At 67.9% G+C, this 22,765-nt stretch carries 18 protein-coding genes and 1 pseudogene; all 19 read left to right on the forward strand.

Annotated elements, in window-relative coordinates:
* The first annotated feature begins 37 nt into the window (after positions 1-37).
* A complete protein-coding gene (locus AC1U2B_RS00390) occupies positions 38-700 on the forward strand; it encodes a DUF5642 family protein (RefSeq protein ID WP_260941246.1) in 663 nt (220 codons plus the stop codon).
* Positions 701-961: 261 nt separating this feature from the next.
* A complete protein-coding gene (gene ftsW, locus AC1U2B_RS00395) occupies positions 962-2,662 on the forward strand; it encodes a putative lipid II flippase FtsW (protein WP_480215252.1) in 1,701 nt (566 codons plus the stop codon).
* A gap of 13 nt (positions 2,663-2,675) precedes the next feature.
* Positions 2,676-3,827 (forward strand): undecaprenyldiphospho-muramoylpentapeptide beta-N-acetylglucosaminyltransferase, encoded by a 1,152-nt coding sequence (gene murG, locus AC1U2B_RS00400; RefSeq protein WP_480215253.1) that lies wholly within the window; start codon positions 2,676-2,678, stop codon positions 3,825-3,827.
* Positions 3,824-5,275 (forward strand): UDP-N-acetylmuramate--L-alanine ligase, encoded by a 1,452-nt coding sequence (gene murC, locus AC1U2B_RS00405; RefSeq protein WP_480215254.1) that lies wholly within the window; start codon positions 3,824-3,826, stop codon positions 5,273-5,275. Before murG ends, murC begins: the two co-directional genes overlap by 4 nt.
* Entirely contained in the window at positions 5,272-6,264 is a 993-nt protein-coding gene (locus AC1U2B_RS00410) for a cell division protein FtsQ/DivIB (RefSeq protein ID WP_480215255.1), read from the forward strand. Before murC ends, AC1U2B_RS00410 begins: the two co-directional genes overlap by 4 nt.
* Positions 6,265-6,502: 238 nt before the next feature.
* Positions 6,503-7,681, forward strand: a complete 1,179-nt coding sequence (gene ftsZ / locus AC1U2B_RS00415; protein WP_043403167.1) for a cell division protein FtsZ — start codon at positions 6,503-6,505, stop codon at positions 7,679-7,681.
* 31 nt (positions 7,682-7,712) lie between these two features.
* Positions 7,713-8,423 (forward strand): peptidoglycan editing factor PgeF, encoded by a 711-nt coding sequence (gene pgeF, locus AC1U2B_RS00420; protein WP_043403165.1) that lies wholly within the window; start codon positions 7,713-7,715, stop codon positions 8,421-8,423.
* Positions 8,420-9,223 carry a YggS family pyridoxal phosphate enzyme gene (locus tag AC1U2B_RS00425; protein WP_480215256.1) on the forward strand — a complete coding sequence of 268 codons (804 nt, stop codon included), beginning with the start codon at positions 8,420-8,422 and terminating at the stop codon, positions 9,221-9,223. The genes pgeF and AC1U2B_RS00425 overlap by 4 nt, the downstream gene beginning before the upstream one ends.
* A gap of 65 nt (positions 9,224-9,288) precedes the next feature.
* Positions 9,289-9,927, forward strand: coding sequence for a cell division protein SepF (locus AC1U2B_RS00430; protein WP_043987135.1), 639 nt, complete (start codon positions 9,289-9,291; stop codon positions 9,925-9,927).
* A gap of 122 nt (positions 9,928-10,049) precedes the next feature.
* The gene (locus tag AC1U2B_RS00435) at positions 10,050-10,343 is read left to right on the forward strand and encodes a YggT family protein (RefSeq protein WP_043403156.1); all 294 of its coding nucleotides are present in this window, start codon (positions 10,050-10,052) and stop codon (positions 10,341-10,343) included.
* A gap of 268 nt (positions 10,344-10,611) precedes the next feature.
* Positions 10,612-11,415: a DivIVA-like cell division protein Wag31 gene (wag31, locus tag AC1U2B_RS00440; RefSeq protein WP_133763079.1), complete on the forward strand. Its 804-nt coding sequence runs from the start codon at positions 10,612-10,614 to the stop codon at positions 11,413-11,415.
* 10 nt (positions 11,416-11,425) lie between these two features.
* Positions 11,426-11,776: pseudogene (locus AC1U2B_RS00445) on the forward strand (hypothetical protein); the annotation flags it as partial.
* A gap of 264 nt (positions 11,777-12,040) precedes the next feature.
* Positions 12,041-12,376: a DUF2784 domain-containing protein gene (locus AC1U2B_RS00450; RefSeq protein ID WP_480215257.1), complete on the forward strand. Its 336-nt coding sequence runs from the start codon at positions 12,041-12,043 to the stop codon at positions 12,374-12,376.
* A 385-nt stretch (positions 12,377-12,761) separates the two neighbouring features.
* The gene (locus tag AC1U2B_RS00455; RefSeq protein ID WP_480215258.1) at positions 12,762-14,255 is read left to right on the forward strand and encodes a nitrate/nitrite transporter; all 1,494 of its coding nucleotides are present in this window, start codon (positions 12,762-12,764) and stop codon (positions 14,253-14,255) included.
* A 116-nt stretch (positions 14,256-14,371) separates the two neighbouring features.
* Positions 14,372-15,076 (forward strand): FadR/GntR family transcriptional regulator, encoded by a 705-nt coding sequence (locus AC1U2B_RS00460; RefSeq protein WP_480215259.1) that lies wholly within the window; start codon positions 14,372-14,374, stop codon positions 15,074-15,076.
* Positions 15,077-15,088: 12 nt separating this feature from the next.
* On the forward strand, positions 15,089-15,919 hold the full coding sequence (locus AC1U2B_RS00465; protein ID WP_480215260.1) for a sterol desaturase family protein: 831 nt from the start codon (positions 15,089-15,091) through the stop codon (positions 15,917-15,919).
* A 149-nt stretch (positions 15,920-16,068) separates the two neighbouring features.
* Positions 16,069-20,166 carry a bifunctional nitrate reductase/sulfite reductase flavoprotein subunit alpha gene (locus AC1U2B_RS00470; RefSeq protein WP_480215261.1) on the forward strand — a complete coding sequence of 1,366 codons (4,098 nt, stop codon included), beginning with the start codon at positions 16,069-16,071 and terminating at the stop codon, positions 20,164-20,166.
* A 65-nt stretch (positions 20,167-20,231) separates the two neighbouring features.
* Positions 20,232-21,527 carry a GTP cyclohydrolase II gene (locus AC1U2B_RS00475; protein WP_480215262.1) on the forward strand — a complete coding sequence of 432 codons (1,296 nt, stop codon included), beginning with the start codon at positions 20,232-20,234 and terminating at the stop codon, positions 21,525-21,527.
* Entirely contained in the window at positions 21,524-22,765 is a 1,242-nt protein-coding gene (locus AC1U2B_RS00480) for a URC4/urg3 family protein (protein ID WP_480215263.1), read from the forward strand. The genes AC1U2B_RS00475 and AC1U2B_RS00480 overlap by 4 nt, the downstream gene beginning before the upstream one ends.

Raw genomic sequence — 22,765 nt, forward strand, 5'->3', positions numbered from 1 at the left:
CGCGGCGGCACCGGAACCCGCTGTTAGGGTTCGCGCCATGAATGTCGAGAAATACCTGGTCGGGCCCGTTGTCGTGCTGTCGGGTGTGGCGTTGATCGCGGGCTGCGGCGGTTCGGACGGCAAGTCCGGGACCAGCCAGGCCGCGGCGAAGTACGACATCTCGAAGGTCGGCGGCGTCAAGAGCAGCTTGCCCGCGGGCTATGACCCCATGGATCTGGAGCAGGACACCGTCACCCAGGAGAAGCTGGACGCTCCCGGTGTCGGTGCGCTCACCACCACGCCGCCGTCGGTTGTCACACCCGCCGAGTGCGCGTCGCTGCTCAAGCCGCTCGCGCCGGCCGGCGTCGGAGCCAAGGCCGAGGGATTCGTCGGCAGCAACCAGGAGGGCCACACCATCATCGTGGTGGCGGCGGAGGCGGCCAAGAACGCCGGCGAACTCGGCCACGCCGGCTGCGATCACATCACCGTCGACACGACCGACGGTGTCACCGCGACGGTCGACCGCGTCCCCGGCCCCGACATCGCCGGGGCGAAGACCATGGGCGTGCAGGCGCACATCACCGCCAACGGAAAGTCCATCGAGGAAGCCACCTACACCGCGGTCATGGGCGACAAGACCGTGGCCGTCGTCCAGGCCGACATCGACCCGCAGGTGGCGAAGGACCTGCTCGTCAAGGTGGTCGCCGCGCTCAAGGGGTAGCGCACACGATTCTTCGCGCTCCGCTCGCCGGCTCGTCACGAGTGCAACTGGGTGGCGGAAAAACGGCCCCGAAATTCGCCGTGCAATTGCGTTCGCGACGGAAACGCGTCGCAGCAGCGCACCAGCTGTGGCAAATCACCCCATTCCGGCGACACGCGCCGGATGTGCCGCCCCCGACGGCGGTGACAGGGGAGGATTTTGGGATGCAAGGGACAGTTGTGGTTTTTGTGACCAATGTGAATGACGAGGTCGGGTAGTCACATGCCGGACATCCTTGCAAAGCTGCGCCGGAGCAAAGCCGGCCCGGACGAGCCACAGGCTCCGGGCGAGACGAACGAGAGCGCGTCGCCTGACGCGGGCAAGACCTCGGCCGCCAAGCCCGCCGAGCCCAAGCGGCAGGGTCCCCGGGCCCGGGTCGGGGCCTGGCTGAGCCGGCCGATGACATCGTTCCACCTGGTCATCGCCTGCGCGGCACTGCTGATCACGCTGGGCCTGACCATGGTGCTCTCGGCCTCGGGCGTGCACTCGTACGACGAGGACGGCTCGCCCTGGACGATCTTCGCCAAGCAGGTGCTGTGGACGATCATCGGCCTCGTCGCGTTCTACATCGCGCTCCGGCTGCCCATCGCGTTCATGCGCCGGATGGCGCTGCCGGCGTTCATCGTCAGCCTCGTGCTGATTGCCCTGGTGCTGATCCCGGGCGTCGGCCACCTGTCCAACGGTGCCCGCGGCTGGTTCGTCGTCGCCGGCTTCTCCATGCAGCCGTCCGAGCTGACCAAGATCGCCTTCGCGATCTGGGGTTCCCACCTGCTCGCGACCCGCCGCATGGAGCACGCCGGGCTCAAGGAACTGCTGTTCCCGCTGCTGCCCGCGGCGGTGCTGGCACTCGCGCTGATCGTCGCCGAGCCCGACCTCGGCCAGACGGTGTCCGTGAGCATCGTGCTGCTCGGCCTGCTCTGGTACGCCGGTCTGTCGCTGCGGGTCTTCCTCAGTTCCCTGGTCCTGTGCATCGGTGCGGCGGCCATCATGGCGGTCTCGGCCGGCTACCGCTCCGACCGCGTGCGGGCCTGGCTGGACCCCGACTCCGATCTGCAGGGCATCGGTTACCAGTCGCGGCAGGCCAAGTACGCGCTGGCAAACGGCGGTATGTTCGGCGACGGGCTGGGACAGGGCACCGCGAAGTTCAACTACCTGCCCAACGCGCACAACGACTTCATCTTCGCGATCATCGGCGAGGAGCTGGGTTTCATCGGTGCGGCGGGCCTGCTCGCGCTGTTCGGCCTGTTCGCCTATACGGGCATGCGGATCGCCCGCCGGTCGGTCGACCCGTTCCTGCGGCTGCTGACCGCCACCACGACGCTGTGGGTGGTCGGCCAGGTGTTCATCAACGTCGGCTATGTGCTCGGCCTGCTGCCGGTCACCGGCATCCAGCTGCCGCTCATCTCCGCAGGTGGAACAGCAACGGCCACAACACTTCTGCTGATAGGCCTGATCGCCAATGCGGCGCGCCACGAACCCGAGGCGGTGGCCGCCCTGCGGGCCGGCCGCGACGATCGGATGAACCGGATCCTGCGGCTGCCGCCGCCGGTGCCGTACTCGCCGACCACCTTGGACTCGGCCCGGGACCGGATGCGTGGCCGCGGCGACAAGCCCGCCCGCAAGCCGGCCGCCCGGCAGGCCCAACCCACCAGGCCGGCCAGGCCCACGAAGTCGGCACGGCCCACCCGGCAGGCCGCCCGGCAGGAACCGCCGGCCCGGCAGCGCCGCGCCGACGCACCGAGGCGGACACGACGCACCGAAGAACCCGACCGGCGATCGGGCCACAGCCGCCGAAACCCCGTACCGGCCGACGGCGCCGGACGGCGGACAAGGCAAAATGATGACCCGAAGGGTCACGGGCGACGTGATCCGCGCCGGTCGGACCCGAGAGTCCGGACATTGGAAGGTCAGCGGTACGGGTGAGTCAGGAGTTGGTGTGAGTTCGGGTCGAGGCGAGCGCAGCGACGGGGGAACTCACGGCATCTCGGTGGTTCTGGCCGGCGGCGGTACCGCAGGTCACATCGAACCCGCGATGGCGGTCGCCGATGCACTGGTGGCGCTGCGGCCTGGCGTCCGGATCACCGCTCTCGGCACGGCCCGCGGGCTGGAAACCCGGCTGGTCCCCGAGCGCGGCTACGACCTGCAGCTGATCACCCCGGTTCCGTTGCCGCGCAAGCCTTCTGCCGACCTGGCCCGGCTGCCGCTGCGGATTCGTGCCGCTGTCCGTGAGACACGTGAGATCCTCGACTCGGTCCAGGCCGACGTCGTCGTGGGCTTCGGCGGCTACGTCTCGCTGCCCGCCTACCTGGCCGCCCGTGGCGGTGGGCTGCGCCGGCGCCGCCGCATTCCGGTCGTGGTGCACGAGGCCAACGCCAGCGCGGGCTGGGCCAACCGGGTCGGCGCCCGCTTGGCGCGGCGGGTGCTGGCCGCCGTGCCGGATTCCGGTCTCAAGGGCAGCGAGGTCGTCGGCATCCCGGTGCGGGAATCGATCACCTCGCTCGATCGGGCCGCGCTGCGTGCGCAGGCCCGGGAGTTCTTCGGTTTCCCCGACGACGCCCGTGTGCTTCTGGTGTTCGGCGGTTCCCAGGGTGCGCAGTCGCTGAACCGTGCCGTCTCCGGCGCGGCCGAAAACCTCGCCGCGCAAGGTGTTTCGGTCCTGCACGCCTATGGGCGCAAGAACACCCTTGAGCTGCCGGAGCCGGTACCGGGGGCCGCGCCGTATGTCGGCGTGCCCTACCTCGATCGCATGGATTTGGCTTATGCGGCAGCGGATCTGGCGATCTGCCGGTCCGGGGCCATGACCGTCGCCGAGGTCAGCGCGGTCGGTCTGCCCGCGGTCTATGTCCCGCTGCCGATCGGCAACGGCGAACAACGACTCAACGCACTCCCGGTGGTCAATGCCGGCGGCGGCCTTTTGGTCGAGGACGCCGAGCTGACCCCGGACTTCGTCACCGAACGGATCGGAACTTTGATGGGCGACACCGCCGCACTGGATCAGATGACGACGGCGGCCTCGCTGGCCGGCCACCGCGACGCGGCGCGGCGGGTGGCGCAGATCGCGCTGGACGTGGCTGCGGGTATCCGGTGACGGCGCGCGAGCTGCCGCCCGAGCTGGCTCGGGTGCACATGGTCGGTATCGGCGGTGCCGGCATGTCCGGTATCGCCCGGATCCTGCTGGACCGCGGCGGCCTGGTGTCCGGCTCGGACGCCAAGGAATCCCGGGGTGTGGCGGCGCTGCGGGCGCGCGGCGCCGAAATCCGGATCGGGCACGACGCGTCGTCGCTGGACATGCTGCCCGGCGGCCCGACCGTTCTGGTCAGCACGCACGCCGCCATCCCCAAGGACAATCCGGAGCTGGTGGAGGCCCAGCGGCGCGGCATTCCGGTGATCATGCGTCCGGTCGTGCTCGCCAAGCTGATGGACGGCTACCGCTCGGTGCTGGTGACCGGCACCCACGGCAAGACCACGACCACCTCGATGGTCATTGTGGCGTTGCAGCACAGCGGTTTTGACCCGTCGTTCGCCGTCGGCGGCGACCTGGGTGAGGCCGGTACCAACGCGCACCACGGCAGCGGTGACTGCTTCGTCGCCGAGGCCGACGAGAGCGACGGCTCGCTGCTCGAATACACCCCCGACGTGGCGGTGGTGACCAACATCGAGGCCGATCACCTGGATCACTTCGGCAGTGTCGAGGCCTACACCGCGGTGTTCGACGACTTCGTGGCCCGGCTGCGTCCCGGCGGTGCGCTCGTGGTGTGCGCCGACGATCCGGGTGCCGAAGCCCTGGCCCAGCGGTCGGCGGCACGTGGCGTCCGGGTGCTGCGGTACGGCATGGGCAATGGGCAGCGCACGGATCTGGAAGCGACGCTGCTGACCTGGCAGCAGCAGGGCACCGGTGGGGTGGCGGCCGTTCAGCTGGCGGGCGAGCCACACCGGCGCGGCATGCGGCTGTCGGTGCCGGGCAAGCACATGGCGCTCAACGCCCTGGCCGCGCTGCTGGCGGCACGGGAAGCCGGCGCCGATCCGGAGGCCGTGCTCGACGGCCTGACCGGCTTCGAAGGCGTGCGGCGGCGCTTCGAGTCGGTCGGAACCGCTTACGGCGTCAGGGTTTTCGACGACTACGCGCACCATCCCACCGAGGTCCGGGCGACGCTCGACGCGTTGCGGGCAGTGGCCGGCACATCGCGCTCCATCGTGGTCTTCCAACCCCACTTGTATTCGCGGACAAAGACTTTCGCGAAGGAATTCGGCCAGGCGCTGGATCGTGCCGACGAGGTGTTCGTCCTCGACGTGTACGCCGCGCGGGAAGCCCCGATGGCCGGCGTCAGCGGCGCGAGCATCGTCGAACACGTCTCCGCCCCGGTGCATTACGTGCCGGACTTCTCCGCGGTCGCCGAGCAGGTGGCAGCCAAGGCCGGACCCGGTGACGTCATCGTCACCATGGGCGCCGGCGACGTCACCCTGCTGGGTCGCGAGATCCTGACCGCGCTGGAGGCCAAGGCCGACCGCGCAGCTCCGGGACGGCCCACGCCGTGACAGTGGAGGACGGCTCGGGGGAGCCGGTTCCGGAACCTGTTGCGGCGCAGGACGACCTGGTGCAAGAAAACGCGGCGGAGGACGTCGCAGCTGAGGCCACCGAGCCGGACGCCGCGGTTGACGAGCCCGCGGCCGAGGCCGCCGACGCCGCGGCGGTCGATCCCGCGTCACCCGACTATGAGGGTCCGCGCCGCCGCGCCCGGCGCGAGCGGGAGGAACGCCGGATCGCGCTGGACCGGGCCAGGGCCCTGGAACAGGCGCGCCAGGAGGCGCGGCGCCGGGCGGCCGGCCTCTCGGAGCAACCCAAGGCGCCCACCCGGGGCGTCATCCGCGGGCTGAAGTTGTTGCTGTGGTCGGCGGTGACGGCCGTCGTCGCGGTCACGTTGGGCCTGGTGCTGTACTTCACGCCGATCATGGCGGTCCGCCACACGGTGGTCACCGGCGTGGCGACGCTGACCGAGGACGAGGTGACGCTGGCGGCCGCGGTCAAACCGGACACGCCGCTGTTGCAGGTCAACACCGACGCGGTGGCCGAACGCGTGGCCACCATCCGGCGGGTGGCCAGTGCCCGGGTGCAGCGGGAGTACCCGTCCACTCTGCGGATCACGGTGGTGGAGCGGGTTCCGGTGGCGGCCAAGGAGTATCCGGACGGTCCGCACCTGTTCGACCGGGACGGCGTGGATTTCGCGACCGAGCCGCCGCCGCAGGGGGTGCCGTTCCTGGACGCCGACAACCCCGGACCGAAGGATCCCGCGACCCTCGCCGCCCTCGAGGTGCTGTTGTCACTGCGCCCCGAGGTGTTCGGCCAGGTCGCCCGCGTCGGGGCGCCGTCGGTCGCCGGCGTCACCCTGACCCTGAACGACGGTCGCGAGGTCATCTGGGGGACCACCGACCGCACCGAGGAGAAGGCCCTCAAGCTCGGGGCGCTGCTGACTCAGCCGGGACACACCTATGACGTGTCCAGTCCTGACCTGCCGACTGTGAAGTAGCTCATCCGTTTTCAGTCGTTTCGCACGACTGGGGCCATTTCCCGTCGCTTCGCTCGCTCTGGGCACGAGAAAAAACGCGTGAACTCTCGGCGCGCCTGCGCGGCAGCGGCGCGGCGGCACCCTACCGTTCTGTTTGCGCGGAACAACTTGACATAACTCTAACCCTATGGTTGAGGTTTAGGGTTTTAATTCGAGAAGTTTTGCTCCGGACAAATCGAGCCAGGGAGGAAGACGACACATGACACCCCCGCATAACTACCTCGCCGTCATCAAGGTGATCGGTGTCGGCGGCGGCGGCGTCAACGCCGTCAACCGCATGATCGAACAGGGCCTTCGCGGCGTCGAGTTCATCGCGATCAACACCGATGCACAGGCGCTGCTGCTCAGTGAGGCGGACGTCAAGCTCGACGTCGGCCGCGACTCGACGCGTGGCCTGGGTGCCGGCGCTGACCCCGAGGTGGGGCGCAAGGCTGCCGAGGACGCCAAGGACGAGATCGAGGAGCTGCTGCGCGGCGCCGACATGGTGTTCGTCACCGCTGGTGAGGGTGGTGGCACCGGCACCGGTGGCGCTCCCGTCGTCGCCGGCATCGCCCGCAAGCTCGGCGCGCTGACCGTCGGTGTGGTGACCCGTCCGTTCTCCTTCGAGGGCAAGCGCCGCTCGAACCAGGCCGAAACGGGTATCCAGGCGCTGCGCGAGAGCTGCGACACCCTGATCGTCATCCCGAACGACCGCCTGCTGCAGATGGGCGACGCCGCCGTTTCGCTGATGGACGCGTTCCGCAGCGCCGACGAGGTGCTGCTCAACGGTGTTCAGGGCATCACCGACCTGATCACGACCCCCGGTCTGATCAACGTCGACTTCGCCGACGTCAAGGGCGTCATGAGCAGCGCGGGTACCGCGTTGATGGGCATCGGTTCGGCCCGCGGCGACGGTCGTGCCCTCAAGGCCGCCGAGATCGCCATCAACTCGCCGCTGCTGGAAGCCTCGATGGACGGCGCCCAGGGCGTGCTGATGTCGGTGGCCGGTGGCAGCGACCTGGGCCTGTTCGAGATCAACGAGGCCGCGTCGCTGGTGCAGGACGCCGCACACCCCGAGGCCAACATCATCTTCGGAACCGTCATCGACGATTCGCTGGGCGACGAGGTCCGGGTCACGGTCATCGCGGCCGGTTTCGACACCGCCGGTCAGAGCCGCAAGCCGGTCACCTCGGCGGTGCCCGGTGCCGCGGCCGCCGCGTCGGCTGCCGGTGGCGCCCATCGGGCCCAGACGTTCTCGGCCGCCAGCGCGGGCAAGCTCGGTGCCTTCGGGACCGATCCGGGCAGCGTGCCTGCGGCGACCAACGGTGTGACGGTGAGTGTTGGTGGTCGCGGCGACGACGACGATGACGTCGATGTGCCGCCCTTCATGAAGCACTGATTGTGACTGCGCGACGCGGATACTTGGAATCGTGACGTTCCGTATCCGCAGAGTGACTACGACGCGTGCGGGCGGGGTCTCCAAGGCCCCGTTCGACACGTTCAACCTGGGTGACCACGTCGGCGATGATCCAAAGGCCGTGTCGGCCAACAGGACTCGGCTGGCCGACGCCATCGGGCATGGCCCGCTGGTGTGGATGAACCAGGTGCACGGTGACCATGTCGAAGTTGTCGAGGGCCCTGGAACTGGAGCCGGGGGAGCCTACGACAACACCGACGCTCTGGTCACCGCGACACCGCGGCTGCCGCTCGCGGTGATCACGGCCGATTGCGTGCCGGTGCTGTTGGGTGATGCGCGCGCGGGTGTGGTGGCCGCCGTGCACGCCGGACGCGTCGGTGCGGCGGGTGGCGTGGTGCTGCGGACGGTCGAGACCATGCAGAAGCTCGGCGCTCAGCTCGAGGACATCACTGTCCTGCTCGGCCCGGCGGTCAGCGGACGCAACTACGAGGTGCCCTACGAGATGGCCGACGACGTGGAGGCCGTGCTGCCCGGCAGCATCACCACCACCGCCCGCGGCACCGTGGGTCTCGACCTGCGGGCCGGCATCGCCAAGCAGTTGGCGGGGTTGGGCATCAAGGCCATCGACATCGACCCGCGCTGCACGGTCGACGATCCGAATCTGTTCAGTCACCGACGTGGCGCCCCGACCGGGCGGCTGGCGTCGGTGGTGTGGATGGAATGAGCGGCGCGCCGCGCGAGGCCGAACTGGCCGCGTCGCTGGCCCGGATTCAGGCGCGGATCGACGCTGCCGCGGCGGCTGCCGGCCGGGATCGGGCCGACATCGAATTTCTTCCGGTGACCAAATTCTTTCCGGCGACTGATGTTGTCGCGCTGTTCGGATTGGGGTGCCGGGCATTCGGCGAATCGCGGGAGCAGGAAGCCGCGAGCAAAGTCGCTGAGGTGTCGAACGCTTTGTCGAACAGGAAATTGATCACAGCGTCTGGGGAATTGTTGGATGCGTCATCGAACATAGGGTCGAATTCGGCAATTCGGTGGCACATGATCGGCCGAATTCAACGCAACAAAGCGCGGGCTGTCGCCGGCTGGGCGTCGGTGGCGCATTCGGTGGACACCGCGCCGTTGATCGCGGCGCTGTCCCGTGGCGCGGTCGAGGCGCTGGACCAAGGCCGCAGGTCCGAGCCATTGCAGGTCTACATCCAGGTCAGTCTCGACGGGGATCCGGCCCGCGGCGGCGTGCCGGTGGACCGGCCCGACCTGGTCGACGAATTGTGTGCCGCCGCGCAGGCCGCCCCGGGCCTGGGTTTGGCGGGTCTGATGGCGATCCCGCCGCTGGCCAGTGCGGCCGACGAGGAGTTTGCGCGGCTGGAGGCTGAATTGCTCAGAGTCCAAACGCAATACCCGCAGCGGCTGGGGTTGTCCGCGGGCATGTCGAACGACCTGGAAATCGCGGTGCGACACGGGTCAACGTGTGTGCGTGTCGGTACCGCGCTAATGGGACCGCGTCCTCTAACGTCACCATGAGTAGTCACTCCAGTCACACTTACATCACAGTCACCAGACACCACATTCTTAGCTAGGGGCATCCGATGAGCACACTGCACAAGGTAAAGGCCTACTTCGGTATGGCGCCGATGGACGACTATGACGACGAGTACTACGACGACGAAGACCGTCCCGCGCGCGCCTACGCGGCCCCGCGTCGCCCGCGCGAGGAGCGCTTCGAGGACGACGACTACGGCCGTGGCGAGGCGCGCGGCTACGACGACCGCATGGGCCGCGAATACGAAAGCGCCCCAATGGGTTACCGCGGTGGCTACGAAGAGATGCCGGCTCGCGGGCCGCGTGAGTTCGAGCGCCCGCGCTTCAACACCCTGCGTGGCGCCACTCGTGGCGCCGTCGCCATGGAGCCCCGCCGCATGGCCGAGCTGTTCGAGGCCGGCAGTGCCCTGGCCAAGATCACCACGCTGCGGCCGAAGGACTACAGCGAGGCCCGCACCATCGGTGAGCGTTTCCGCGACGGCACCCCGGTGATCATGGATCTGGTGTCGATGGACAACGCCGACGCCAAGCGCCTGGTCGACTTCGCCGCCGGCCTGGCTTTCGCGCTGCGCGGGTCGTTCGACAAGGTTGCCACCAAGGTGTTCCTGCTGTCGCCGGCCGACGTCGACGTCAGCGCCGAAGAGCGTCGCCGGATCGCCGAGGCGGGCTTCTACAGCTACCAGTAATCCCTACGCAGCTCTACGCAAGACCCCTTCGGCCCCCGGCCGGAGGGGTCTGCGTTAGGTAGGCTCGTGCTCAAGCGCCGACACCGGTCGGCGCTTTTCCCGCGCTAGTGAGGTCTGTTGCATTGACCCTGTTCTTCGACATTCTGGGTTTTGCGCTGTTCGTCTTCTGGCTCCTGTTGATCGCCCGTGTGGTGGTGGAGTTCATTCGCGGATTCAGCCGGGACTGGCAGCCGAGAGGGCTGACGGTGGTGATCCTCGAAGCGATCATGACGATGACCGATCCTCCGGTGAAGCTGTTGCGGCGCTTGATCCCTCCGCTGACCATCGGGCCGGTCCGGGTCGATCTGTCCATCGTGGTGCTGCTCATGGTGGTGTTCATCGGTATGCGGCTGTCTTTCGATCAGGTCGGTGCCTGAGCGCGACGTTCCTCTGACCTGCGAAAGCGCATTAATTACATTTATGTAATTAATGCGCTTTCTCTGTTTAGGTCTATTGGCGCCGAGCGCCGGGTCGCGCCCGCGAATTCCAATGAAACATTGAAATTCGTTCTTAATTCCGGCCCTCGCCTGCAACCGACGGGTCTGCTGTGACAGGATGGACGCCAGTTACTCCACGATCGCTCTACACTTTGATCGCTCTACACTTTGACACCGATTGACGGTCCAGACTGCAAGGGGGCAGAAGATGCCGCTAACTCCGGCTGACGTCCACAACGTCGCATTCAGCAAGCCGCCGATTGGCAAGCGCGGTTATAACGAGGACGAGGTCGATGCATTCCTCGATCTCGTCGAAACCGAGCTGACCCGGCTGATCGAAGAGAACAGCGATCTGCGGCAGCGGGTCGCCGAGCTCGACGCCGAGCTCCAGTCCGCCCGTACCGGACAGCCGGTCGCGGCACCTGTGTTCACCAAGCCCGAGCCCAAGCCGGAGCCCGAGCCCGTCGCAGCGCCCGTCCCGGTCGCCGCGCCTGTGGCCGCGCCGGTTGGCGAGGACCACCACGTCCGCGCGGCCAAGGTGCTGAGCCTGGCCCAGGACACCGCCGACCGCCTCACCGGTTCGGCCAAGGCCGAGGCCGACAAGACCCTCGCCGACGCCCGCGCCCAGGCCGATGCTCTGGTCAGCGATGCCAAGCACACCGCCGAGACCACGGTCGCCGACGCCAAGGCACGCGCCGAGGCCATGCTGGCCGACGCGCAGACCCGTTCGGACACCCAGCTGCGTCAGGCCCAGGACAAGGCCGACGCCCTGCAGGCCGACGCCGAGCGCAAGCACACCGAGATCATGGGCAACATCAACCAGCAGCGCACGGTGCTGGAAGGCCGCCTCGAGCAGCTGCGCACGTTCGAGCGCGAGTACCGCACCCGCCTCAAGACCTACCTGGAGTCCCAGCTCGAAGAGCTCGGCCAGCGCGGTTCTGCCGCACCTGCCGACTCGGCGGCCGGCGGCGAGGGTGCTGGCTTCGGCCAGTTCAACCGAGGCAACAGCTGACGGCTGACAAATGCTGATCATTGCCCTGGTCCTTGCCCTCATCGGCCTGACGGCGCTGGTGACCGCAATCGTCACCAGCAATGAGCTGATCGCCTGGGTGTGCATCGGCGCCAGCGTCATCGGAGTGTTGCTGCTCATCGTCGACGCGCTGCGGGAACGCTCGCGCGGCGGTGAGGCGGCGGCCGAGTCCGACGCCGCCGGTGACGATGCCACCGCTGATACCGCCGTGGTGGCCACCGAGGACTACCCCGAGGATGAGCCCGAGGCCGAACCGGAAACGGTTGTCGCCGAAGCGGTTTCGGAAGACGACGCCGAAGAGGCCGCAGCTGACGAGGCTGAGGCCGAAGAGTCTGACGAGTCCGAAGGCGATGAGCCCGAGGCCGAAGCAGCCGTCGACGAGGCCCCGGAAGAGTCGGCGAAACCCGAGGCGGCCGACGAATCCGAAGAGTCCGAGGACGTCGCGGCTGAAGATGCCGGCGAAACCGACGAGTCTGAGGCCACCGATGCCACCGAAGACGCCACAGCGGACGAGGACGAAGCCAAGAAGGCCTGAGCCCTGGCGCTCCCAGTTTCAACCGATGTCACCGTCACGACGGGATTCCCACTGCTGGTTGTGGTGGCCGTCGTGGCGGTGCATTTTTCTTTCATCGCCTTCATGGTGTTCGGCGGTTTCCTGACCTGGCGCCGGCCGTGGGTCATCTGGTTGCACGTACCCGCGGTGCTGTGGGGCATCGGCAGCACCGCCTGGGGCGTCGACTGCCCACTGACCGACGTCGAACGGTGGGCCCGTCCGCGCGCCGGCATGGAGCAGTTGCCGTCCGACGGATTCATCGCGCACTACATCACCGGCGTGCTCTATCCGGCCTCGGCGACGAATGTGGTGCGCGTGCTCGCCGTTGTAGTGGTGCTCGTCGCCTGGGTGGGCTGGTTTCGGCGCCGGCGGGTCAGCAGAACTCAGTAACGCTCGGCCAGGGATGCCTGGCTTCAATCGCGAGGCTCTCGACGCCACCGCGATTGAACTCAGGTATCGATTCGGGCCGCCAGACGTCCCTGACTGCAATAACCGGCGGCAGACCGCCCCACCGTTGCGCTCACGTACTTTTCCACCCTGTTCACGGGCCTCCGGCACACCACTGGGGCGTTGATTGCGTACTGAGGGTCAACGCGAGCACTCGCGCCCACATTTCCCCCTTGTTGCGTCGATGAGACGGCCGTGAATCACACCGGTCACGAACCACAGGGACCTCCAAGTGAGTCGGTATTGACTTTGCTGACATCGCCGGGCAACAGCTGCGGCATGGGAGGCCCGTACATATATCTCAACTGTTCATCAGCTGGGAGGCACTGTGAGTGTGTTAAAACGCAACCGCGACATCGAGGACTGGGATGCAGAGGACGTTGCTGCGTGGGATGCCGGCAATAAGGACATCGCCAAGCGGAACCTGATTTGGTCGATCTTCGCCGAGCATGTCGGCTTCTCGGTGTGGTCCATCTGGTCGGTGATGGTGCTGTTCATGCCGCAGGCCGTTTACGGCATCGACGCGCTGGGCAAGTTCGTCCTGGGCGCTGTCCCGATCGCGGTGGGCGCCTTCATGCGCATTCCCTACACCATCGGACCGGCGAAGTTCGGTGGTCGCAACTTCACCATCTTCAGCGCGTTGATGCTGGCCATCCCGTGTGCGCTGACCATGTATTTCATGATGCATCCGGGCACGTCGTACACGACGTTCCTGATCGTCGCGGCGGTCGCCGGTTTCGGTGGCGGTAACTTCGCGTCGTCGATGACCAACATCAACGCCTTCTACCCGCAGCGGCTGAAGGGCTGGGCGCTGGGCCTGAATGCCGGCGGCGGCAACATCGGTGTCCCGGTGATCCAGATCATCGGTCTGGTGACCATCGCCAGCGTCGGTAACCGTCGTCCTGAGGTCGTCTGCGCCATCTACCTGGTGCTGCTGGCCGCCGCGGCCCTCGGCGCCGCGCTGTTCATGGACAACATCCAGGGGCAGAAGTCGAACCTCTCGGCGATGGTCGAGGCCATGAAGTTCCGCAACTCGTGGGTGATGTGCTTCCTCTACATCGGCACGTTCGGCTCGTTCATCGGGTTCAGCTTCGCGTTCACGCAGATTCTGAACATCAACTTCACCGCGCAGGACGTCGCGCCGCTGCTGGAGAAGTACCACGTCGCGTCAGCGGCCAAGCTGCCCAAGGAAGCGGCCAAGGAGCTGGCCAAGGCCAACTTCGACGCCTCTGTCCACACCGCGTGGATCGCCTTCCTGGGTCCGCTGCTCGGTTCGATCTCGCGGCCGTTCGGCGGCAAGCTGGCCGACAAGATCGGTGGCGGCAAGATCACGCTGTACGTCTTCACGGCGATGACGGCCATCACTGCCGTCCTGGTCGGCGGCGGTATGTGGGACGACGCCACCAAGGGCCCGGCGACCGGTAGCCAGATGGTCGTCTACATCGTGGCGTTCATGGTGCTGTTCATCCTGACCGGCCTCGGCAACGGCTCGACCTACAAGATGATCCCGTCGATCTTCGAGGCCAAGGCCCAGAGCAAGGACGAGCTGGGTGCCGCGGAGAAGACCCTGTGGTCACGCAGCATGTCCGGTGCCCTGATCGGCTTCGCCGGTGCGGTCGGCGCGTTCGGTGGTGTGCTCGTCAACATCGTGCTCCGGACGTCCTACGCCGGACCGTCCCACTCGGCGACCACCGCGTTCTGGGTGTTCCTCGCCTTCTACGTGGTGTGCGGCTTCGTCACCTGGTTCGTGTTCCTGCGGCAGCCGCACCTGCGTGCGGCGACCGGCGAGCACATCGGCCGGGATTTCGTGCCGGCAACGTAGCCGGAAGTACGCCGGAATGCCCCGCGGGAGTATCCCGCGGGGCATTTCCGTGTTTGTGATCCAGGTAACTGGTCCAACCAGTTGACCAGTTGGCGCGTAGCCCTGATCATCGATGCATGGACATCGCACCCGTCTCCCGCGCGGCGGTCAGTGACACGGTGTTCGCGCACCTCGTCGACGAGATCCTGTCCGGCCGCGTCGCGGTCGACGAGGCGCTGCCGTCCGAGCGCGAGCTGGCTCTGGCCTTCGCGGTGAACCGGCACGCCATCAGGGAAGCGCTCAAGCGGCTGCAGCAGGCCCGGCTGGTACGGATCAGCCACGGCGGCAAGACGCGGGTCCAGGATTGGCGCCTGACGGCCGGTCTGGACGTGCTCAGCACGCTCGCCGCGACCGGCGCGGTGCCGGCCGTGCAGATCGCCCGCGACATCATGGTGATGCGCCGGTCCGTGGCCGCCGACGCGGCCCGGCTGTGCGCCCGGAATGCCACCGCCGACCAGCTGGCGACGATCGCCGGCGCGGCCGCGGCGTACCCGGCACAGCGGACCGAGGAATCCTTCGCCGTGGACCTGACGTTCTGGACCGCGATCATCGACGGCAGCGGCAACCTGGCCTACCGGCTGGCGCTGAACACGCTGGTCGCGGCATTCGCCGACATCGGCTTCGGTTCGATAGCCGACCTCGGAATGGCGGCCGAACTGGCCGACCGCGACGCCCACCTCACGCTGGCCGAACACCTCGTCGCGCGCGATGCCGACGCCGCCCACCGCGTGGCCGACGACCTGCTGGGCCGGGTTGTCGACACCCTTTCCGCTCAGCAGTAGGAGTCATTCCCCATGTTCGATCTGATCCTGCACGCCGTGCCGGTGTTCGTGATCTGTCTGGTGCTCGAGGCGCTGTCCTTCCGGTTCCTGCCGGACGACGACGAAGTCGGTTACGAATTCCGCGACTCCCGAACCAGTCTCACCATGGGGATCGGCAACGTCATCATCAACGTCGGCTGGAAATTGGTGGTGCTGGCGGCCTACAGCGCGGCGTACCTGGTGGCGCCGGTGCATCTGCCGGCCGACAATCCGCTGACCTGGATCGCGCTCTTCGTCGCCGACGACTTCCTCTACTACTGGTATCACCGCACGCATCACACGATCCGGGTGTTCTGGGCCAGCCACGTCGTGCACCACTCCAGCGAGCACTACAACCTGTCGACCGCACTGCGGCAGACGTGGACGCCGTTCACCGCGCTGCCGTTCTGGTTGCCGTTGGCATTCCTCGGATTCTCGCCGTGGATGATCCTGCTGCAGCAGTCGGTGAGCCTGCTGTACCAGTTCTTCATCCACACTGAGCGCGTCGGAAAGCTCTGGCGGCCAATCGAGTTCGTGATGAACACACCGTCGCACCACCGGGTGCACCACGGCTCCAACGACCAGTACCTGGACACGAACTACGGCGGCATCCTGATCATCTGGGACCGGCTGTTCGGCAGTTTCGAACCCGAGGGCGAGCGCGTGGTCTACGGTTTGACCAAGAACATCAAGACGTTCAACCCGGTGCGGGTTGCCACGCACGAGTACACCGCCATCTGGCAGGATTTGCGCGCGGCAAAGACCTGGAAGCACCGCTTCGGACACACGTTCCGCGGACCGGGCTGGTCGCCCGACAGCGCGTAACCCAGGTCACAGATTTCCGGCACATTTCCATCATGATTCCGGCATGAAACATGTTGCGCACCACGGCCTGACGGGCATGTGAGCTTGGGTTGACGCGCAGTACATGGTCGCGCAACGGTTGCGGAATTGACGGCCCGTAGAACTGAAGCATGACCGCCGCAGGACCGCACAGCACGCGCACGGCGTGCTCCTACTGCGGTGTCGGTTGCGGGATTTCGGTCGAGACCCGCACCGACGCGGGCACCGGGCTGCCCGTCATCGCGCGCGTATCCGGGGACCGGCTGCACCCCACCAACTTCGGTCGGCTGTGCACCAAGGGCGCCACCCACGCGGAGATGATGGGTGCCGACGACGGCCGGCTCACCACGGCATTGGTCCGGCACGGCCGGGGCGCCGAAGCGGTCAGCGTCGCGGTCGACGACGCCACCGCCGAAGCCGGCCGCCGGCTGCGGGCCATCATCGACGAACACGGCCCCGACGCTGTGGCGCTCTATGTTTCGGGCCAGATGACCATCGAGGCCCAGTACCTGGCCAACAAGCTGGCCAAGGGCTTCATCCGCACCGTGCACATCGAATCGAATTCCCGGCTGTGCATGGCCAGCGCGGGCACCGGCTTCAAGCAGTCGCTGGGCGCCGACGGCCCGCCCGGGTCCTACACCGATTTCGATTCCGCCGACCTGTTTTTCGTCAGCGGCGCGAACATGGCCGACTGCCACCCGATCCTGTTCCTGCGCATGGCCGACCGGATGGCCAAGGGCGCCAAGCTGATCGTCGTCGACCCGCGCCGCAACGCGACCGCCGAGAAGGCCGATCTGTTCCTGCAGATCAAACCGGGCACCGACCTGGCGCTGCTCAACGGCCTGCTGCACCTGCTGGTCGAAAGCGGTGCGATAGACACCGAATTCATCGCCGAGCACACCGAGGGCTGGGAGACCATGCCCGCGTTCCTGGCCGACTATCCGCCGGCGAAGGTCGCCGAGATCACCGGAATTCCCGAAGCCGACATCCGCCGCGCCGCCGAGATGATCGCGGAGGCAGGGGAGTGGATGTCGTGCTGGACCATGGGGCTGAACCAGAGCACCCACGGCACCTGGAACACCAACGCCATCTGCAACCTGCACCTGGCCACCGGCGCCATCTGCCGGACGGGCAGTGGCCCGATGTCGCTGACCGGCCAGCCCAACGCCATGGGCGGCCGCGAAATGGGTTACATGGGACCGGGTCTCCCCGGGCAACGCGCCGTGACGTCGGCCGAGGACCGGGCCTTCGTCGAAGAACAGTGGGAACTGGAACCAGGCACCATCCGCACCGACGTCGGCCCCGGCACCATCGAGATGTTCCGCCGGCTGGGCACCGGTGACATCAAGGCCGTGTGGATCATCTGCACCAATCCTGTTGCCACCGTGGCCAATCGGCAGACCGTAATCGACGGCCTGCGGGCCGCCGAACTGGTCATCACCCAGGACACCTACGGGGACACCGCGACCAACGCCTACGCCGACATCGTGCTGCCCGCCACCCTGTGGGCCGAGGCGGACGGCGTCATGGTCAACTCCGAACGCAACCTGACCCTGTTGCAGCAGAGCATCCCCGCAGCCGGCGACGCCCGGCCCGACTGGGAACTGATCTGCAATGTGGCCCGGCACATGGGCTTTGGTGATGAGTTCGACTACAAATCCAGCGAGCACGTGTTCGCCGAGATTCGCCAGTTCGCCAATCGCCGTACCGGCTACGACCTGGGTGGCGTGACCTACGAGCGGCTGCGGGAGACTCCGCTGCAGTGGCCCTGCCCGCCCGAGGGCGTGCCCGGTGGCGGCAGCGACCGGAACCCGATCCGCTATCTCAACGACGGGGTCAGTCAGGACCTGTTCGTCGACGCCGACGGCAACCGGCCGCGGCTGGCGTTCCCGACGCCGTCGCGGCGGGCGGTGTTCCACGCCAGGCCGCACCTGGACGCGGCGGAATTGCCCGACGACGAGTTCCCGTTGGTGCTCAATACCGGTCGGCTGCAACACCAATGGCACACCATGACCAAGACCGGGAAGGTCGCCAAGCTCAACAAGCTCAACCGGTCGCCGTTCGTGGAGATTCATCCGGTCGACGCGGCCGACCTCGGTATCACCGAGGGTGGGTCAGTCGAGATCTCGTCCCGGCGCGGCACCGCGGTCCTGCCCGCAGTGTTGACCGACCGGGTACGTCGGGGCAATTGCTTTGCGCCGTTCCACTGGAACGACGCGCAGGGTGAGCGGCTGACCATCAATGCGGTGACCAACGACGCGGTGGATCCGGACTCGTTGCAGCCCGAATTCAAGGTGTGCGCCGTGCGGTTGGCGCCGGTCGCTATCGAGCCCTTGGCGGGGACGACGGCCGCGCCTGCCGCGGCACCCTCGGTCGCCGCGTCCCATCCACTGGCCGCGGCCCTGGGCCTGAGTGGCCCGCCCGCGCTCGATGAGACCGAAAAGGTCTACCTGGCCGGCTTTTTCGCCGGTATCCAGCATGCCAGCGGGGTGCCCGTGTTGCCGGAGTCGGCTCCGGTCAGCGGCATCGTCCGGCTGTGGGTCAACGGGGCGCTGGCCGGCGCGCACAGTTCGACCGCGGCTGCCGCGGCGATCGACGCGGTGTCCGCGTCCGCACCGCTGCAGTCCCCGCAGCCGGGTCCGTTGGTGCTGTGGGCATCGCAGACCGGTACCGCCGAAGAATTCGCCGCCGGACTTGCCGCGAGGATCGTCGGGGCCCGGTTGCAGGTGCTGGACGACACCGCACTGGACGAGATCGCCGAAGCGGGCGAAGTGCTGGTTGTGACAAGCACTTTCGGCGACGGCGGACCACCCGACAACGGCGCGGACTTCTGGGCTCGCTTGAGCGCTGCCGATGCGCCCGACCTGAGCGGGGTGCGGTACTCCGTGCTCGGCATCGGTGACCGCGCGTACGAGAACTTCTGTGGCTACGCCAAATCACTGGACGGCCGGTTCGCCGAACTCGGAGCCACCGCGCTGCTGGACCGCGCGGACTGCGAGGCCTACGACGACGAACCACTCGCCCAATGGGCTGCTGCCGCAGCCGACTTGGTCGTCGTCGCTGCTGCTGAAGCGCCCGTCGTCGCGCCCGCGGGCCCGGCCACGCCCGGCGAGCCGGCTCCCAAGCCCGCCAAGCCCTTCACCCGCAACAACCCGCTGCCGGTCCCGTTGTGCCGCAACACTCTGCTGACCACCGGCGGCGCGAAGGAAGTACGCCAGATCGGCTTCGACCTGTCCGGCCACGACGTCAGCTACGGCGTCGGCGATGCGCTCGGCGTGGTGGTGGCCAACTCCCCAGAGGCCGTATCGACGTGGCTGGCGGCCACCGGGCTCTCCGGCGACGAGGTCATCGAAATGGATGGCGGCGAAGCCCCGTTGCGTGCTGCGCTCACCACGGCGTACGACATCTGCAAGGTGTCGCCGACCCTGCTCAACTTCCTGGCCGAACGCAGCAGCGCCAAGATTCTCCGGGCGCCCCGCCAAGAGCGCGACCGCTGGCTCGACGGCCGCACCGGTCTGGATCTCGTCGAAGAGTTCCAGATTCGGGCGGAACCCGAAGAATGGCGAGATGCCCTGGTGCGCCTGGCGCCGCGCTCGTACTCGATCTCGTCGAGCCCCCTGGTGAGCCCCGACGAGGTGCAACTGACGGTGTCGGTCGTGCGGTACGAAGGTGCCCGCGGCGGTATCCGGCACGGCGTCGCGTCCACCTATCTGGCCGACCGGGCCGAGACGGTGCCGGTGTTCTTGCAGTCGGCGCCGCATTTCCGGCCGCCCGAGGATGCGCTGACCCCGATGATCATGGTCGGCCCCGGCACGGGTGTCGCACCGTTCCGCGGCTTCCTGCACGAACGTCGGGCACTGGGGCACACCGGGCGTAACTGGCTGTTCTTCGGTGACCAGCACCGGGCCGAAAACTATTACTACCAAGAGGAATTGGAGGCCTTCGCCGCCGACGGCCTGCTGACCCGGCTGGACACCGCGTTCTCTCGCGACCAGGCGAGGCGGGTGTATGTGCAGCACCGGATGCGGGAGCACGGCGAGATTCTGTGGCGCTGGTTCGAAGACGGGGCGCACTTCTACGTGTGCGGCGACGCAGCCCGGATGGCCAAGGACGTCGACGTGGCGCTCACCAACATCTTCAAGACGCACGGCGGCATGTCCGAAGCGGCGGCGCATGACTACAAGCGCGAGCTGATCGCCGACAAGCGCTACGTCCGCGACGTCTACTGACCCGTACCGCTGCACGCCCGGCAATTTCAGGGTTGACTGGAGCTTGCCGGGAAGGAGCGCTGCCGATGGTCTTGGGTTCTGATGCTGCATCCGGTCCCGCCGCGTCCGCGGTCCCGCCGCGCGGCTCTGGCCGCCACATCAGGTTGACGTCGCACAGCGGCGCCGCCGATGCCCTGCCGATCCGCTGGGGCGCGGCGACGGCCGCCGAGCGCGGCCCGGTGCTCGGGACCACGACCACGCGAGCGCACCGCAATGTGATCGGCACGCACAGCGGCTCCTACAGCGTCTACCGGGCACTGGCGGTCGCGGCTGGGGCGCTCTCGCCCGCGCACCGCGCCGACCTGACCAACACCGCGCCCACCGACGTGATCGGCCCGTACCCGCAGTGGGCCGAACCCGGGGCGATCGTGAGTCTGGACCCGTGGGGTGCCATGGTCGCGGATGCGTTCAGTGCCGAATTGGCGGCCGGCCACGACATCCGGCCGACCATCGCCATCACCAAAGCCCATGTGATCCTGCCCGAGGTTGCCGAAGCGATCGGCAAGGGCCGGCTCCGCCCGGACGGTCGGGTGCTGCTGGACAACGGCGCCGCGCTGGTGACCAAGGCGGCCATCGAGCCCGTCTGGTTTCTCCCCGGCGTCGCCGCGCGATTCGGTTGCAGCGAAAACGAACTGCGCCGCGTGCTGTTCGAGGAGACCGGCGGCATGTACCCCGAACTCGTCACGCGCGGTGATCTCGAGGTCTTTCTGCCACCGATCGGCGGGCAGACCGTCTACATCTTCGGCCAGCCGCGCGATCTTGCCGACCCCGACGTGGAGTTGACCGCACGGGTGCACGACGAATGCAACGGATCCGACGTGTTCGGCTCCGACATCTGTACCTGCCGGCCGTATCTCACCCATGCCATCGAGGAGTGCATCCTGGGTGCGCAGCGCGGCGGCGTCGGGCTGGTGGCCTACTCCCGCAAGGAGGGCCGCGCGCTGGGCGAGGTCACCAAATTCCTGGTGTACAACGCGCGTAAGCGTCAGGTTGGTGGCGACACCGCCGACCAGTACTTCGCTCGCACGGAATGCGTTGCCGGAGTGCAGGATATGCGGTTCCAGGAACTCATGCCCGATGTGTTGCACTGGCTGGGTGTCCGCAGGATTCACCGCCTGGTGTCGATGAGCAACATGAAGTACGACGCCATCACCGGCTCGGGTATCGAGGTCGTCGAGCGCGTGAACATCCCCGACGATCTGATCCCGGCCGATGCCCGCGTCGAGATCGACGCCAAGACGGCCGCCGGCTATTTCACCCCCGGCCCGGTGCCCGGCGCCGACGAACTCAAGGTCGCCAAGGGCCGCGGACTCACGCCATGACAACCAGCGCCGGCCCCGACACGGATGCCGACAGCGCCGTCGCCGTCGGCATCCTGCGCCGCACCGACACCATCCGCGAACGTGCCGATTTCCTGCTGCGCCGGGCACGTGCGGGGGAGTCCCGCTGGTTCGTGGTCGACGACGACTTGATGCCGCAGGCCGCTGACCTCGTCGCCGCCGTCACCCGGACGCGCTACCCGGACCTGGCGATCCCGTATCACAGCCGTTGGCGCCATTTCGAGGCCGGCGGCATCGACCGCAACGCCGACCTGCGCGCCCGGCTGGCCGCGCTGGACACGCGCTCGCAGGCCCGCGCGATGATCGACCTGGCTGTGGTCAGTGTGCTGCTCGACGCCGGTGCCGGGCCGGACTGGGGCTACGTGGAACCCGTTACCGGACAACGCTTTACCCGGTCGGAGGGCCTCGGGGTGGCCAGCTGGCACGCCTTTGTCGACGGGGCGTTCTCCAGCGACCCGAGCCGGCCGTGGCAGGTCGACGCCGCGGGACTACGCGGCGTCGACGCCGCCGCCCTCGGCCGGGCATTTCAGGTGCGGCCGGACAATCCGTTGGTGGGGCTCTCCGGGCGGGTGCAGCTGCTGCGGCGCCTTGGTGCCGCCCTGGCCGCCCAACCCGAGGTCTTCGGGCCGCAGGGGCGTCCCGGCGGCTTGTTCGACGTGCTGACCGGCCCGACCGTCGGGGCCCACGACATCCTGGCGCAGCTGCTGGACACGCTGTCCGGGGTGTGGTTGGCCGACAACGACATTGGCGGTATCCCGCTCGGCGACTGCTGGCCCCACCCGGCGGTGCCGGGGGTGGGGTTGTCGCACGGGTGGATGCCGTTCCACAAGCTGTCGCAGTGGCTGACCTATTCGCTGCTGGAGCCGTTCGAGTGGGCCGGTGTTGCGGTCACCGGCTTGGACGCCCTGACCGGCCTGCCCGAGTACCGCAACGGTGGTCTGCTGCTCGATACCGGGGTTCTGCGCTTGCGGGATCCGTCGGCCGCGGCCCGAACCTGGTCGGTGGCCGACGAATTGGTGGTCGAATGGCGAGCCTTGACCGTCGCGCTGCTCGACGCGCTCGCGCCGCTCGTGCGTACCCGGCTCGGGCTCGACGCTGCGGCCCTGCCGCTGGCGTGTGTCCTCGAGGGCGGCACCTGGGCCGCCGGGCGCACCCTGGCGCAGCAGCTGCGGGCCGGCAGCCCGCCGCTGTCCATCAGCAGTGACGGCACGGTTTTCTAG

The organism is Mycolicibacterium sp. P4_G11, from assembly GCF_056555145.1.

Excerpts from the sequence above, each read along its gene's own strand:
- AC1U2B_RS00390 (WP_260941246.1), top strand. The coding sequence starts at position 38 with ATGAATGTCGAGAAATACCTGGTCGGGCCCGTTGTCGTGCTGTCGGGT.
- ftsW (WP_480215252.1), top strand. The coding sequence starts at position 962 with ATGCCGGACATCCTTGCAAAGCTGCGCCGGAGCAAAGCCGGCCCGGAC.
- ftsZ (WP_043403167.1), top strand. The coding sequence starts at position 6,503 with ATGACACCCCCGCATAACTACCTCGCCGTCATCAAGGTGATCGGTGTC.
- AC1U2B_RS00425 (WP_480215256.1), top strand. The coding sequence starts at position 8,420 with ATGAGCGGCGCGCCGCGCGAGGCCGAACTGGCCGCGTCGCTGGCCCGG.
- AC1U2B_RS00430 (WP_043987135.1), top strand. The coding sequence starts at position 9,289 with ATGAGCACACTGCACAAGGTAAAGGCCTACTTCGGTATGGCGCCGATG.
- wag31 (WP_133763079.1), top strand. The coding sequence starts at position 10,612 with ATGCCGCTAACTCCGGCTGACGTCCACAACGTCGCATTCAGCAAGCCG.
- AC1U2B_RS00460 (WP_480215259.1), top strand. The coding sequence starts at position 14,372 with ATGGACATCGCACCCGTCTCCCGCGCGGCGGTCAGTGACACGGTGTTC.
- AC1U2B_RS00465 (WP_480215260.1), top strand. The coding sequence starts at position 15,089 with ATGTTCGATCTGATCCTGCACGCCGTGCCGGTGTTCGTGATCTGTCTG.
- AC1U2B_RS00470 (WP_480215261.1), top strand. The coding sequence starts at position 16,069 with ATGACCGCCGCAGGACCGCACAGCACGCGCACGGCGTGCTCCTACTGC.
- AC1U2B_RS00475 (WP_480215262.1), top strand. The coding sequence starts at position 20,232 with ATGGTCTTGGGTTCTGATGCTGCATCCGGTCCCGCCGCGTCCGCGGTC.
- AC1U2B_RS00480 (WP_480215263.1), top strand. The coding sequence starts at position 21,524 with ATGACAACCAGCGCCGGCCCCGACACGGATGCCGACAGCGCCGTCGCC.